Origin of the sequence: Streptomyces tendae (assembly GCF_014650435.1) — a bacterium.
Taxonomy (GTDB): domain Bacteria; phylum Actinomycetota; class Actinomycetes; order Streptomycetales; family Streptomycetaceae; genus Streptomyces; species Streptomyces tendae.
In genome coordinates this window covers 313,431-328,004 of sequence record NZ_BMUY01000008.1, presented here as the reverse complement: position 1 = coordinate 328,004, position 14,574 = coordinate 313,431, and the positions used below count along the sequence as shown (strand labels likewise).

The following is a 14,574-nucleotide window of genomic DNA, read 5'->3' as shown; positions in this document are numbered from 1 at the left end:
CGCAACCCCCGTGTGCGGTGGCTCTGGGGTCGGGTGCTACTCCGTCGCGATGGCGTTCAGGACGTTCATCCGGCCCGCCCGGAAGGCCGGGACCAGGGCGGCGAACAGGCCCACGAAGGCCGAGCCGATGAAGACGCCGATGATCGTCGGCCAGGGGATGTCCAGGACGTTCAGGCCCTCCAGGGCGAGCAGCTTCTGGGCCGTGGCGCCCCAGCCCATGCCCAGGCCGAGGCCGAGCAGGGCACCGAAGAGGGCGATGACGACGGACTCCATGCGGATCATGCGGCGCAGCTGGCGGCGGGAGAGACCGATGGCCCGCATCAGGCCGATCTCCCGGGTCCGCTCGACCACCGACAGCGCCAGGGTGTTCACCACACCGAGGACGGCGACGATGATCGCCAGGGCGAGCAGGCCGTACACCATGTTCAGCAGCTGGCCGATCTGGTCCTTCAGCTCCTGCTTGTAGTCGGTCTGGTCGGCCACCTGGTACTGCGGGTAGGCGTCCAGCGACTTCTTCAGCGCGGCGTACGCCTGGTCGGCCCGGCCGTCCTCCGCCTTGGCGAACATGATCATGTTCGGCGGGACGTTCTCGGCCGGCAGGTACTTCTCCATCGTCGCGATGCTGATGTACCGGGCGCCCTGGTCGATGGCCACGTCGTCGCTGGTGATCGCGGCGACCTTGAGCTTGGCGGTCTCGCCGCCCTTGAAGGCGACGGAGAGGGTGTCGCCGACGTGCACGCCGTGCTTGGCGGCGTAGTCCGAGCCGACCGACATGGCGTCGGTGCCGTAGGCGGCGGAGAGCTTGCCCTCGGTCGTCGCGCGGCGCACGTCCTCGGCGTAGGTGGGGTCGGCGGCCGTGACGCCGTCGTCGTCGGTCTTGCCGTCGGGCGAGGTCAGCGTGGCGTCGAGCACCTTGTAGCGGGTGACGTGCTCCAGGCCGGGCGTGTCGTTCATGGCCTTCTCGGCCTGCGGCACGATCCGCTGGTTGCCCTGGACGATGAAGTCCGCGCCGACCGTCTTGTCCAGCTCGCTGGTGGCCGAGGCGACCATGGAGGAGCCGACGACGGACAGGCAGGCGACCAGCGCGAGGCCGATCATCAGGGCGGCGCCGGTGGCACCGGTGCGGCGCGGGTTGCGCAGGGCGTTGCGCTCGGCCAGGCGGCCCACGGGGCCGAAGGCGCGCAGCAGCACCGCGCTGATCACCCGCACCACGAAGCCGGCCAGCAGCGGACCGATGACGACGAAGCCGATGAGGGAGAGCACGATGCCCGCGCCGAGCATCATCGAACCGTCGCTCGCCTTGTCGGCGGAGGCGGCCGTGAGCAGGGCGGCGACGCCGGCGCCGGTGAGCACCAGGCCGATCAGGCCGCGTATCCAGCCGGCCTTGGCGTCGGCCGGGGTGCCGGCGTCGCGCAGGGCGGCCATCGGGGAGATCTTGCCGGCCCGGCGGGCGGGCAGGTAGGCGGCCAGGACGGTGACCACGACGCCGAGGATCAGGCCGGTCACGGGGGTAGCCGTCTTGATGGTGAGGTCGTCGGTGGACAGGTTCATGCCCGCCGCCGACATCAGCTTCATCAGGCCGATGGCGATGCCGACACCGGCCGCGACGCCGAGGACCGAGCCGACGACGCCGAGGAGGAGCGCCTCGACCAGCACCGAGCGGTTGACCTGCCGGCGGGAGGAGCCGATGGCCCGCATCAGGCCGATCTCGCAGGTGCGCTGGGCGACCAGCATGGAGAAGGTGTTGATGATCAGGAAGATGCCGACCAGGAACGCGATCCCGGCGAAGCCGAGCATGGCGTACTTGATGACGTCCATGAACTCGCCGACGTCCGCGCGGCCTTCGTCGGACGCCTCCTTGGCCGTCTGAACCTTGAACGTGCCGTCGCCCAGGGCACCGGAGACGCTCTGCTTGAGCTGCGCGTCGGTGACACCGGCGGCCGCGGTGACGTTGAACTGGCTGAACCGGTCCGCGCCGCCGAGCAGTTCACGCTGCGCGGTGGGGGTGTCGAAGTAGACGACCGCGGCACCGGGGTTGGTGACGGTGAAGGAGGCGATGCCGACGATCTTCGCCTTGAAGTCGCCGGTCTGCGCGATGGTGCGCAGCTCGTCGCCGATCTTCAGGTCGTGCTTGTCGGCGGTGTCGGAGTCGACCATCGTCTCGGTCGGGCCGCGCGGGGCGTGGCCGGAGGTGATCTCCATGGACCGCAGGTCGTTCTTGGTCCAGTTCCCGGCGATGGTGGGGGCGCCGCTGGTGGCCCCCACGTTGTCGTTGTCGGCGTTGACGACGGTCACGTTCATCGAGGCGACCGCGCCCTCGACGGACTCCACGCCGTCGACCGAGCGGATCTTCTCCAGCGTGGCCGCGGGCAGCGACTCGGGCACCCCGTTCTGCGGGGTGTCCTCGGCCTCGGCGTCCTTGGGGGCCACCGTCACGTCGGAGGAGGTGACGGCGAAGAGCTTGTCGAAGGTGGTGTTCATCGTGTCGGTGAACACCAGAGTGCCGCAGACGAACGCCACCGACAGCAGCACCGCCACCGCCGAGAGCGCCATGCGGCCCTTGTGCGCGAAGAAGTTGCGCATCGAGGTCTTCACGACGGTCATGACGTGCGCCCCCGCGCGTCGAAGTCCTTCATGCGGTCGAGGACGGCCTCGGCGGTGGGCTGGTACATCTCGTCCACGATCCGGCCGTCGGCGAGGTACAGCACCCGGTCCGCGTAGCTGGCGGCCACCGGGTCGTGGGTGACCATCACGATGGTCTGGCCCAGTTCGGTGACCGACCGGCGCAGGAAGCCGAGCACTTCGGCGCCCGCCCGCGAGTCCAGGTTCCCGGTCGGCTCGTCACCGAAGATGATCTCGGGGCGGGCGGCCAGGGCCCGCGCCACCGCGACCCGCTGCTGCTGGCCGCCGGAGAGCTGGGTGGGCCGGTGCTTGAGCCGCCCGGCGAGTCCCACCGTCTCCACGACCCGGTCCAGCCACGCGCGGTCGTACTTGCGGCCCGCGATGTCCATGGGCAGCGTGATGTTCTCGATCGCGTTGAGCGTCGGGAGCAGGTTGAACGCCTGGAAGATGAAGCCGATCCGGTCCCGGCGCAGCTGCGTGAGCTTCTTGTCCTTCAGGCCGGTGATCTCGGTCTCGTCCAGGTAGATGTTGCCGCTGGTCACCGTGTCCAGGCCGGCCAGGCAGTGCATCAGCGTGGACTTGCCGGACCCCGAGGGGCCCATGATCGCGGTGAACTGGCCGCGCGCGATGTCCACGTCCACGTGGTCGAGGGCGACCACCCGGGTCTCGCCCGATCCGTAGGCCTTCACGACCTGCCGCGCTCGCGCGGCAACGGCCGTACGCCCTCCAGTGCTCCCGTGAGTGGGAATACTTACGGCCGATGTCATGTCAAGTCTCCTATGTCGGTCATCGAGTGAGCCGCCGGTGCCGCGACCGTCGTGGTGTGTGGTGTTCTGCGGGCGCCGCGCTGCCGTCTCGAAGAGTCTGGCCGGAACCGGGGGTCGACCGCGCTGGTGTTCAGCGCAGTCTTCTACTGAGGAAAACCCCACCCCCGTGGCTCCGGTTCACCGCCCCCCAGCGGTGTAAAGCCAGACTAAGGACGCCACCCGGCCCGTCTCGTCCTCCGTCGGTACGAACCCTCCCCGACCCGTAGTACGGAGGTACCCCTAGGGGCAGTCCACCCTTCGGTGGAGCGGACATCAGGGTCGCCTCCACCCTCGGACGCACCGAGCGTCCACCCTCACGCGGCGTCAGGAGCAAGCGGGCGTCCAGGGAAACCCGGGCACGCGCACATACCGACCGACCAGTTCGGCCAAAACGCAGCGTGCCGCCGAACCCGCGAGTAACGTGCGTGGCTCCCCACCCCCCACCTCCTGCGGTCCGCCGCTCGGACCCAAGCCGCGCAAGGAGAACCGGGATGACCTACGACCCGTCCCCGTCGTACCAGCACCACCCCCCACCACCGCCGCCCCCGTACGCCCCGAGGTCCCGCACCCACCGCGCACCCCGCCGCGACCCGCTGGGGCACCACAGCGACCTGCGGATCCTGCGCGGCGCCTACCGCCGGCAGCGCCGCACCGCGACGCTCACCGCGCTCGGCTACTTCACCCTGTTCCTGCTCCTGTCCGCGTACGCGCCCGGCCTGATGACCGGCACCGCCGTCGCCGGACTGCCCACCGGGCTGCTGCTCGCCCTGGCCCAACTCCCCGTCACCTGGCTGGCGATCGCGCTGTACGAGTACACCGCCCGGCGCCGCGTCGACCCGCTCGCGGACCGCATCCGCAAGGAGGCCGAACTGGACGCCCGGCGGGAGGCGGGACGGTGACCGAGTTCAGCGGCAACGCCCAGACGATGTCCCTGGTCGGCTTCACCGCCGTCGCCACCGTCACGCTGCTGCTGTGCGTGATGACCGGCCCCGACCGGGACGACCTCGACGAGTTCTACACCGGGTACGGCTCCCTGTCCCCCATGCGCAACGGCCTCGCGATCGCCGGCGACTACATCTCGGCGGCCTCCGTGCTCGGCACGGGCGGTGTCATCGCCCTCTTCGGCCACGACGGCGTCGTACTGGCGCTCAGCACCGCGCTGTCCCTGATGCTGCTGATGTTCCTGCTGGCCGAACCGCTGCGCAACGCGGGCCGGTTCACCATGGGCGACGCGCTCGCCCGCCGGATGCCGGGGCGCGCGGCGCGCATCACGGCCTGCGCCGTGACCATCGCGGCGCTGCTGCCGCTGATGCTGGTGCAGCTCGCGGGCACCGGCCAGCTGCTCGCGTTCGTCCTCGGCTTCTCCGGCGCGGCGCTGCAGACCGGCTGCATCATCGGCCTGGGCGTGCTGATGATCGGTTACGCGGCGATCGGCGGCATGAAGGGCACCGCCCTCATCCAGATCCTCAAGATCGTGATGCTGCTCGGCTCGGGCCTGGTGGTCGCCGCACTGATCCTGCACCGCTTCGACTGGAACCCGGGCGCGCTGTTCGACGCGGCGGCGGACCGCAGCGGCGCGGGGCCGGCGTTCCTGAACTCCGGCCTCCAGTTCGCGGGCGGGCCGCACCCGGACGCGGACATGATCTCCTCGCAGCTCACCGTCGTCCTCGGCGGCGCCTGCCTCCCCCACGTCACCATGCGCATGTACACCGCGTCGTCCGCCCGCCAGGTACGCCGCTCGATGTCCTGGGCGGTCTCCGGCGTGGCGCTGTTCGTGCTGGTCGTCACGGTGATCGGCTTCGGCGCGGCGGCACTGGTGGGGCGGTCGGTCATCGCCGGGATCGACCCGCAGGGCAACACCGCCTACCTGCTGGGCTCGCAGGCGGCCTTCGGCGCGCAGGTCTCCACCGCGGAAACGTTCCTCTTCACCACCGTCACCACGGCCGTCTTCCTCACCCTCCTCGCCTCCGTCGGCGGCATGATCCTCGCCTGCGCCAACTCCCTGGCCCACGACGTCTTCGCCACCCGCGTCCAGGAGATGTCCCCGCGCCGCGAGATGACCCTCGCCCGCGTCTCCGCCCTGGCCGTCGGGATCCCCGCGATCGTCCTGGCCACCCTCGTCCAGCACCGCAGCCTCCAGCCGCTGGTGACGCTGTCCTTCTGCCTGGGCGCCTCGGCCATCGCCCCCGCCCTGGTCTACGGCCTCTTCTGGCGCCGCTACACCCGCGCCGGACTGCTCTGCACCCTGATCGGGGGCTCGCTGGCCGTACTGCTGCTGATGCCGGGCACCAACCTCGTCTCCGGCTCCCCGGTCTCCGCCTTCCCCGAGGCCGACTTCAACTGGTTCCCGTTCACCACGACCGGCCTGGTCTCCATCCCGCTGGGCTTCGCCTGCGGCTGGCTCGGCACGATGCTCTCCGGCCGGCGCAAGGCGCAGGAGCAGCGCCGGCACTACGAGACGGTCGAGGGCTGGATCCTGGCGGGGGCGGTCCGCAGAGGAGACTGACGGCGAGCCCCTACCGGACGACCCCCGGCGTCACTCCACCGCACGCCCCGTCAGCGAATGGAGGTTGCTGCGCACGGAGGCCATGTGGGCCTGGAGTTCGTCCCACCGCTCCCCGTGCTCGCGCAGCACCCGTTCCGTGTCGCGGGCGATCCGCTCCTGACACGCCCGGGCCTCGGCGACCACCTCGGCCGCCCGGGCCCGGGCCTCCTCCTGCCGCCGCCCGGCCGCCGCCCCGGCGTCGGCCAGCTCCTGTTCCGCGGCGCGCACGTCCTGCTCGGCGCGCGCCACCGCCTGCTCGTGACGGGCGTCCAGGGCCCGCGCCCGCTCGTCCTCGGCCCGCTCGGTGGCGGCCGCCCGCTCGGCCAGCTCCCGGCTCTGCTCGGCGAGCATCCCGGCGGTGCGCCTGCGCATCTCGCGCAGCGCGGAGAGCGCCTCGGCCCGCGCCGCCCGCACCTCGCGCCGCGCCTCGATCCGCGCCTCGTCGGCCTCCGCGCGCGCCGCGCGCAGCCGCTGCCCGGCCCGTTCGTCCGCCTCCGCGCGTACCGCGTCGGCGTGCGCCTGCGCCGCGTCCCGCACCCCGGCCGCGTACGCCCTCGCGTCCTCCATCAAGCCGTCCGCCGCGCTCCGCGCCCCCTCCCGCACGGCCTCGGCCTCCTCCTCGCCGAGCCGGAACAGGTTCCGCGCGCGCTCCCCCAACGCCTGGTAGTCCTGCGAGGTGAGCTGTGCGACCACGTCCCGCAGGTCCTCCAGGTCCTCCTCCATCTCCCGGGCCAGCACGGTGAGCCGGGCGGCCCGCTCCCAGGCCGCGTCGCGGTCCTCGGACAGGGCCGCGACACACTCCTCCACCTGCTCGGGACGGTAGCCGCGCTCGCGCCCGCGTACGGTCACGAAGCCGTGGGGAGCCGCCGAGGCGCTGCTCATGCTCATCACACCCCTGTGGTGAACCTGCCGCACTAAATGGACTTAACCGACTTTATGGATCGGAAGTAAGCCCTCATAATGCGACACACCGCACACAAAGGGCGAGGCCCGGCCGTCCCGCAGGTCGACCGGGCCCCGCCCGTCGGGTACGTCAGCGGCGCCGGCGCCTCACAGCAGCCCGTCCCACATCTGCTCCAGCAGCACCGACCACCAGCTCTCCGGCGACCCGAGCGCCGCCGGGTCCAGCGCGGCCAACTGCGCCTGGAAGTCCACCGTCCAGCGGCCCGCCTGCTCCTGGTTCAGACCGAACCTGAGCCGCCACATCCGGCCCAGCAGCGCAAGGCAGCGCGCGAACTCCGGCAGCCCCGTGTTCACGAACTGCGGCGGCACGGGCGCACCGCCCGGACCCGCCTCCACCGGAACCGCCACGATGGCCGCCGTCCCGTACTGCACACAGATCGCCCGGCCGAAGTCGCTGCCCACGACGAGGTACGACCCCGCGTCCGACGCGGGCTGCACCCCCCGCTCGGCCGCCAGCTCCGCCAGCGTCGGCACCGGGCGCCCCGGCTGGGCCTGCGCCCAGAAGAACGGGCCCATGTCCATCGGCAGCCCCGCGGCCACCAGCGTGTGCGCCACGACCGGCGGCACCCCCTGCCGGGACACCGCGGCCTGCTCGAACCGGAAGACCCCCGGACCGAACGCACCGGCCAGCTCCTGCCCGACGGCCTCCGGCGGAACCGGCGGCGCCGGCTGCACCTGCGGCAGCGGAGCACGCACCGGCGCCGGCCGCGCGGGACCGTCGGCCACCTGGTGCAGCTCACCCTGGTGCGCCAGCAGCTGCTGCATGCCCTGCTGCCGACTCGCGTGGTCCAGGCCGTACGGCGCGATCGAGGTGATCCGCGCCTGCGGCCACTGCTCCCGGATCATCCGCGCGCAGTACGCACCCGGCAGCTCGCAGGACTCCAGCTCGGTGTGCAGCTCCAGCACCTGGTCCGGCGGCACGTTCATGGCGCGCAGCTCGTGGAAGATCTGCCACTCCGGGTGCGGCGTCCCCGGCGCGGAACGCCGGATCAGCTGCTGCTCGGAGCCGTCCTGGGCGCGGTAGCGCAGTACGGCCTGGTAGCCGGGACCGACGGTCGGCTGACCGGCGGGCTGCGGCGGATAGCCGTACGCCGGCGGCGGACCGGGCACGGGCTGCCCGGGCGGCGGCGGTACGGCACCGGGCGGCGGCGGGGGCGCGCCGATGCCGCCGGGACCGCCCAGGGAGGGCGAGGCCAGCACTGTCTGCGCGTGGTGCACGGCACCGCCCGCACCGCCCGCGGACCCCTGCGACCCCGGCGCACCGGGAGCGGCCGGAGGGGGCGGCGGCGTACCCGGCCCGGAAGGCGCACCGGGCGCGCCGGGAGGACCGGGCGGGTTCGGCGGTCCGGGCGGGTTCGGCGGTCCGGGCGGGCCGGGAGGCTGCGGGGCGCCGCCGCCGGTCCGGCCCGGGTCGGCCAGCATCGTGGCGGCGTGGTGCATCCCGCCCGGCGGCGTCCCACCCGGCGCACCAGGGGCGCCAGGCGCACTCGGCGGAGGCGGCGTACCCGGCGCGCCCGCCCCACCCGGAGGCTGCGGGGCGCTGGGCGGCGGCGGGGTCCCCGGAGCGCTGGGCGGCGGGGTCCCCGGACCGCCAGGACCTCCCGGGCCCTCGGGGCCGAGGGACGACACCAGTTGCGTCGGCACGTAGCCACCGGCCGGGGCACCCGGCGCGGGAGTCCCCGACGGCGGCGGCGTGCTCCCCGGACGCACACCCGGTACACCCGGCGCGCTCGGCGGCGGCGGCGTGGACGAACCACCTCCGCGGCGGGGCGGAGGCGTCGCCTTGCTGGTCGCGGCGTCGGCGATGTCTCCGGCGTTCGACGCGAGCGGCCGGGGCGGCGTGGCGGACGCCCCCGGACCGGTGGACGGACCGGCCGCGGGCGGGGCCGGAGCCACGGGCGGCGGCGTACCCGTACCGCCGGGCGCACCAGGCGCGCCGGGCGCACCGGGGGCTGCGTTCGGGTCGCCGATCGCCGGCGAGAGCGCCGTCGGCGGAAGCTGGCTGCCGCCCGACATCAGCGCCGTCTTGGCCTCCGGCGTCGTGGACGGCGGCGGCGTGTCGTCGTCGGCGCCGCTCAACGGCGGCGCGAACACGGTCTGGGGCAGCGGCACGGAACGGTCCTCACCGGCGTCCCCGTTGGTGTCCGTCCCCGCCCAGGGCGTCGCCCCGGCAGGCGCACCCGGCGCACTCGGGACACCCGGCGCACCGGACGCACCCGCGCCACCGGCACCCGCGGCCGGCCACCCGGCACCGCTCCCGGCCCCGGACGAGCCACCCGCCGACGCGGACGGGGACGTGGACGCCGCGGGCGCCGACGGCACCCCGGCCTGCGTCTCGGGCAACGCCCCACCGGCGCCCCCGGCGCTACCGGCGCCTCCACCCCCCTGGTCACCCTGCCGGCGATCCGGAATGCCGATCCGGTCCGCCGCCTCCTGCAACCACTCCGGCGGACTCAACAAGAACGACGTCTGGTTCAGGTCCACCCGCGCCGCAGGCGCCGGAGCCGCCGCCTCCGCCTCGTCGGGACGGCCGTACTCCTCCTCGTACCGGCGGATCACCTCGCCCACCGGCAGCGAGGGCCACAACGTCGCCTCGCCACTGTCCCGGGCGATCACCAGCCGCTGCGCACCCCCGTCCGAACGCGGCCCGTCCACACGGTCCTCGGCCCACACCACGAACCCGAGGTCGAACTCCCGCACCCGCACCTCCCGGTGCTGGTACGCCGGCAACTCGCCGTTGACCCACTCCTCCGCGCGCTCCTGCGCCTGCGCGAACGTCACCATCGCCAGCTCACTCCCCTACCGACGCCGACACGGGCACCGCACGCGCGAAACCGCCGTCCACCATCAGATTCGCCACCGTCTCCAACTCCGGCGGAGAACCCGCCAGCCGGGACAGGAACGCGTCGAAATCCTCACCGCAGGGCAGCAGCAGCCGCTCCACGCGATCCGCCGGCGGCCACGACGGATCCACGTCCCGCACGTCGTCGTAGGCGCAGAACCACACCGAACCGATCCGCTCGCCCTTCACCTTCACCGCGAGCAGACCGCCCTGGACGAACGCGACACCCAGATAGTCCTTCGTCAGATGGTCCCGCAGACACTTGTTCACATAGACCAGGTCGTTGACCGCCGCCTCCTCACGCACCGTGAAGAACGGCTGGTCCACCAGCAGCCCCAGCTCCGCGTCCAACGCCGTACCCACCGGCGCACACCCGCCCGCCGCCTTCAGGAACGACCGGTACGCCCCCGGCAGCCGGTATCCGAGGTCCTCCTCGACCCCCTGCACCTGCTGCTCCGTGACCGCTACACCCGACTTCGGCAGACCGAAGTGCGCCGGACGCGTCTCCTGCAACGGCCGCGTACCGCGCTTGCCCTGGTCCACCGCCGCCGTCGAGATCCCACCGTGGTGCCGCAGCAGCGCCTTCACCTCGACCGGGACCAGCTCCATCCGCCGCGAGCCCGCCACGTGGTGCCACGTCCAGCCGTGCGGCGTCGCCACCGCCGGCACCGTGTCCCACAACTCGTGCCCCGACGCCGACAGAGCCGCGTTCGCCGACACGTAGTCCGTCAGCCGCAACTCGTCGACCCCGAATCCCTCCGGCGGATCCGCGATCTCCGCGATCGCACGCGCGTACGGCGAGAAGTCGGGGTAACCACCCGCGTCCACCCGTACCCCTCTCGGGTGACGGGCCGCCCGCACCGGATCCGGGAAATGCACGACCTGCCCGGCATAGGCCGCGTTCGGCGGCGCGGCTGCTTGCCCGAGCCGACCTGTCGTCATGGCGGTTGCCCCCTGCGGCGTCTGTCTGCTGCCAGATCCGTCTGATCTGCCTGCACTGTCTGGATTCACCGCGTGCGAGCGCGGTGCCGACAGCCTATGCGGTACGGCAAGAGGGGTCACCGGCACCGGACCCCGCACCCGGCACCCGGCACCTCCACTTCCGTGACCAGCCGTCACCCTCCCGTGACACACCGCCCATACCCGGGCGTGTCACCCCGCCCCAGCTTCCGCAGCAGCCCCAGGATTTGGCACTCTGTGACCTTCGGGGGGATGCTCAGGAGGGGAAGACGATCATGAGTGCGACACAGACGGGACCCGACACCGGGCGGTCCGACGACCCCCGCGGCGGCGACCCACGCATCGGCTGGAGCAGCACCGACGCCCAGCAGACCCCCACCCTCCGGCACCGCCGCGACGGCATACTCCCCACCGTCGCCGCCGCCCTCTCCGTACGCGGCACCACCCTCACCGGCACCGCCACCCGCGCCGACACACCCCCCGCCCTGCACCACCTCGTACAGGACTTCCTCGACACCCTCACCAGCGGCCAACGAGACCGCTACACCGGCCGCTGCGCCGAGACGATCCTCATCTCACGCCACCTGGCCACCGCCGACGCCACCCGCAGCAAACGCGCCGCACGAAAACCCATGACCAACGGCGAAGCCCGCAAAGCACTCAAACACGCCAAACTCACCACCCGCCGCATCCGCGAGGACGGCGACCCCCTCCACGGCGCCTTCGCCGCACCCTGCCGCGCCTGCACCGCCCTCAGCGCCCACTTCGGCGTCCGCGTCGTCGACCCCGCGACGGAGAAGAAGGACTGACCGAGCAGATCGAACAGATCGAGCCGAACCAGCCGACCGACACGAACCAAGGGCCGATGCAAGCCGACCGCACCTCCACCACCCGATTCCCCGTCCCCGTCGACGCCGCACTGCGCGACGCCGGCTGGCAACCCGGACGCTGGGACATCAAACAGGCCGAGATCTGGGCCGACACCCTGCGCGACCACACCTCACCCGCAGGACACCGCCACACCGTCTTCCCCGCCGCCGTCGAAGCCTGGGCCGAATTCGGCGGCCTGCACATCGCACCCACCGGACCCGGCCGCCAGATCGCCCCCGCCACCCTGCACCTCGACCCCCTGCACGGCCTCCACATGGCCCGCACCCTCGGCGACCTCGGCCGCGCCCTCGACACCCACACCTGCCCGCTCGGCACCGAAACCGACAGCCAGGCCCTCATCGCCATCGACGCCGAAGGCCGCGTCTACGCCCTCGACCACACCGGCGACTGGTACCTCGGCCCCACCATCGACACCGCCCTCGCCACCCTCGTCGCCGGCACCCAGCCCACCCGCCTCACCGCGAACTGACGCCCGGCCCACGCCTACGACGCCGGAATCACCGCCGACACCCGAAAACCCCCCGCATCGGTCGGCCCCGACACGAACACCCCGCCCAGCGCCGCCACCCGCTCCTTCATCCCCACCAGCCCATTGCCACCCGACGGCAACCGCGCCGACGACGCCGCCGAAGCCTCCGGCGGCGGCTCGTTCTCCACCTGCATCGCGATCTCCGACACCCGGTGCGCCAACCGCACATACGTCTTCGCGCCCGCCGCGTGCTTGTGCACGTTCGTCAACGCCTCCTGCACCACCCGGAACGCCGTCGACTCCACCTCCGCCGCATACAACCGCACCTCCCCCTCCACCGACAGATCCACGGCCATCCCGGCCGCCTCCGACTGCCCGATCAACTCGTCCAACTCCGACAGACACGGCCCGTCCGACGACTCCCCGTCCTCCGCCGCCCGCGAAGCCGCCGCAGCGGCAGCCACCCCGACCGCCGCCAACGGCACCGACGCCCGCTCCGCCCGCGCACCGTCCCCACCACTGCGCAGCACCCCGAGCATCTCCCGCAACTCCGTCAGCGCCTGCCGCCCCATGTCCCCCACCAGCGCCGCGTTCTTCACCGCCTTCTCCGGATCCTTCCGCGCCACCGCCTGCAACGCCGCCGCATGCACCACCATCAGACTCACCCGGTGCGCCACCACGTCGTGCATCTCCCGCGCGATCCGCGTCCGCTCCTCACCACGCGCCCACTCCGCGCGCTCCTCCGCCCGCTCCGCGAGCAACTGCAACTCACGCTCCAGGCTGTCCGCCCGCTCCCGCAGACTCTCCATCAGCCGACGCCGCTGCCCCACGTACAGGCCCAGCAGCAACGGCGGCGCGGTCAGACCCAGCGACGACCCGATCGCCGCGAACGCGAAGAACCAGTTCCCCAGGTCCACGCCGTCCCCGGCCATGTCCTGCCGCAACCGCACGAACGTCACGATCAACGTCCCCGCGAACGACATCCCGGCCAGGGCCCCGATGATCCGCCGCGGCAACTCGCACGCCGCCAGCGTGTACAGACCGACGACCCCCATCAGGAAACCCATCTCGGCCGGCGTGATGGCAAGGGCCACCAGCACCACCGCGATCGGCCACTTCCGCCGCACCACCAGCACCGAACCGGCCAGCAGCCCGAACACCACCCCCATCGCCAACGGAATCCCGGCGTCCCGCGCGAACGGAACCCCCTCCGCCGCGCACTCCAGCGCGGACGCGACCCCGAGGCTCACATCGAGCACCGCGCCGCGCCGCCTGTCCCACCACCAAGGCCCACCCCGGGCCGGTACGTGGTCTTCCCCCGTCGTGGTCATGCCTCCAGCCTACAAACGCCGACCGCCCCTTTTCCGGTGACTTTCGACAAACGATACGACGCGATATCCCTCGAACTGGTGAACCCCACGCCGTTCATCTCCGGAGCCGAGCATTCCGGCCGGACGGTATGCCCATGGCACGTTCACAGAACAAGTACGCGGACTTCGAAGGACTACGGGAGCGGGCGGTGGCGCTGCGGCGGGCCGGCTACAGCCTTCGGCAGATCCGCGACGAGCTGAAGGTCTTCAACAACGACATCCTGAACCGGCTCGTGGAGGGCGAGCCGCCTCCCGAGTGGACGAAGCGGCCGCGCGCGAAGGACGACCTGCGCGCGAAGGCCAGGGAGCTACGCCTCCAAGGCTGGACGTACGACCAGATCGAAGCAGAGCTGGGATGCTCGAAGGGCTCGATCTCCTTGTGGGTACGCGACCTGCCGAAACCGGAACGACGTGACCCAACGGAACAGGCCAAGCTGGCCGCACGCAAACGCTGGGAGCATGAGCTGGCAGTGCGAGAGAAGCAGCGACAGCAGACCAAGGAGGCCGCAGCAGGAGAAATCGGAGCGTTGTCTGATCGCGATCTGTTCCTGGTGGGCGTGGCCCTCTACTGGGCCGAGGGCACCAAGGACAAACCACATGCGCGACGGGAACGAGTCACGTTCGTGAACAGCGACTCCGACATGATCCGCCTCTTCCTCTCGTGGCTTGACCTGCTCAACGTCGAGCGCAAGCACATCACCTACCGCGTGATGATTCACGAGACGGCCGACGTCGAGTCAGCGGAGGCCCATTGGGCAGACATCGTCCAAGCGGACCGCAGCTCCTTCGGCAAGACGACGCTCAAGCGGCACAACCCGAAGACGGTACGCAAGAACACGGGCAACGACTATCGCGGTTGTCTCGTACTCACCGTGCGACAGAGTGCCGAGTTGTACCGCCGGATCGAAGGCTGGTGGACGGGAATCGTCGCTGACGCCGTCACACGACTCCGGTAAGGTCTGACGCACGTTCCCCCGTGGTGTAACCGGCAGCACACTAGATTTTGGATCTAGCAGGACAAGGTTCGAATCCTTGCGGGGGAGCCACTGCGCGTGACCTCATCGCGGGCCCTGACTCCACAGTCAGGGCCCGCACTCATGTCCCCC

11 protein-coding genes and 1 tRNA gene are annotated in these 14,574 nt (G+C 72.0%); 6 read left to right on the top strand and 6 right to left on the bottom strand.

The genetic code is table 11. From position 1 onward, the window contains the following. Nucleotides 1-36: 36 nt before the first annotated feature. On the bottom strand, nucleotides 37-2,604 hold the full coding sequence (locus IE258_RS22680) for an ABC transporter permease (protein ID WP_189746244.1): 2,568 nt from the start codon (nucleotides 2,602-2,604) through the stop codon (nucleotides 37-39). After that, nucleotides 2,601-3,389, bottom strand: coding sequence for an ABC transporter ATP-binding protein (locus IE258_RS22675; protein ID WP_189746243.1), 789 nt, complete (start codon nucleotides 3,387-3,389; stop codon nucleotides 2,601-2,603). Before IE258_RS22675 ends, IE258_RS22680 begins: the two co-directional genes overlap by 4 nt. Nucleotides 3,390-3,919: 530 nt before the next feature. On the opposite strand from IE258_RS22675, the gene IE258_RS22670 reads away from it, so the two are divergent. Then, nucleotides 3,920-4,327, top strand: coding sequence for a DUF485 domain-containing protein (locus tag IE258_RS22670; RefSeq protein ID WP_189746241.1), 408 nt, complete (start codon nucleotides 3,920-3,922; stop codon nucleotides 4,325-4,327). 26 nt (nucleotides 4,328-4,353) lie between these two features. Next, nucleotides 4,354-5,934, top strand: a complete 1,581-nt coding sequence (locus IE258_RS22665; RefSeq protein WP_229892371.1) for a sodium/solute symporter — start codon at nucleotides 4,354-4,356, stop codon at nucleotides 5,932-5,934. Nucleotides 5,935-5,964: 30 nt separating this feature from the next. On the opposite strand, the gene IE258_RS22660 is transcribed toward IE258_RS22665, so the two are convergent. The 3 genes from IE258_RS22660 to IE258_RS22650 all read right to left on the bottom strand — a co-directional run bounded on the left by IE258_RS22660 (nucleotide 5,965) and on the right by IE258_RS22650 (nucleotide 10,720). Then, complete coding sequence (locus tag IE258_RS22660) at nucleotides 5,965-6,855, bottom strand: coiled-coil domain-containing protein (protein ID WP_189746237.1); 891 nt, start codon at nucleotides 6,853-6,855, stop codon at nucleotides 5,965-5,967. A 168-nt stretch (nucleotides 6,856-7,023) separates the two neighbouring features. Beyond that, nucleotides 7,024-9,720, bottom strand: a complete 2,697-nt coding sequence (locus IE258_RS22655; protein WP_189746235.1) for an SUKH-4 family immunity protein — start codon at nucleotides 9,718-9,720, stop codon at nucleotides 7,024-7,026. A gap of 7 nt (nucleotides 9,721-9,727) precedes the next feature. Further along, on the bottom strand, nucleotides 9,728-10,720 hold the full coding sequence (locus IE258_RS22650; RefSeq protein ID WP_127892387.1) for an SMI1/KNR4 family protein: 993 nt from the start codon (nucleotides 10,718-10,720) through the stop codon (nucleotides 9,728-9,730). 293 nt (nucleotides 10,721-11,013) lie between these two features. On the opposite strand from IE258_RS22650, the gene IE258_RS22645 reads away from it, so the two are divergent. After that, on the top strand, nucleotides 11,014-11,547 hold the full coding sequence (locus IE258_RS22645; protein WP_159327018.1) for a YwqJ-related putative deaminase: 534 nt from the start codon (nucleotides 11,014-11,016) through the stop codon (nucleotides 11,545-11,547). 56 nt (nucleotides 11,548-11,603) lie between these two features. Next, entirely contained in the window at nucleotides 11,604-12,098 is a 495-nt protein-coding gene (locus tag IE258_RS22640) for an SUKH-3 domain-containing protein (protein ID WP_189746233.1), read from the top strand. A 14-nt stretch (nucleotides 12,099-12,112) separates the two neighbouring features. On the opposite strand, the gene IE258_RS22635 is transcribed toward IE258_RS22640, so the two are convergent. Continuing rightward, complete coding sequence (locus tag IE258_RS22635; protein ID WP_189746231.1) at nucleotides 12,113-13,429, bottom strand: sensor histidine kinase; 1,317 nt, start codon at nucleotides 13,427-13,429, stop codon at nucleotides 12,113-12,115. Between the two features lie 134 nt (nucleotides 13,430-13,563). On the opposite strand from IE258_RS22635, the gene IE258_RS22630 reads away from it, so the two are divergent. Together IE258_RS22630 and IE258_RS22625 are read left to right on the top strand one after the other, a co-directional pair. After that, complete coding sequence (locus tag IE258_RS22630; RefSeq protein ID WP_189746229.1) at nucleotides 13,564-14,424, top strand: hypothetical protein; 861 nt, start codon at nucleotides 13,564-13,566, stop codon at nucleotides 14,422-14,424. A gap of 14 nt (nucleotides 14,425-14,438) precedes the next feature. After that, nucleotides 14,439-14,514: transfer RNA gene (locus tag IE258_RS22625), tRNA-Gln, on the top strand. Nucleotides 14,515-14,574: the final 60 nt, after the last annotated feature.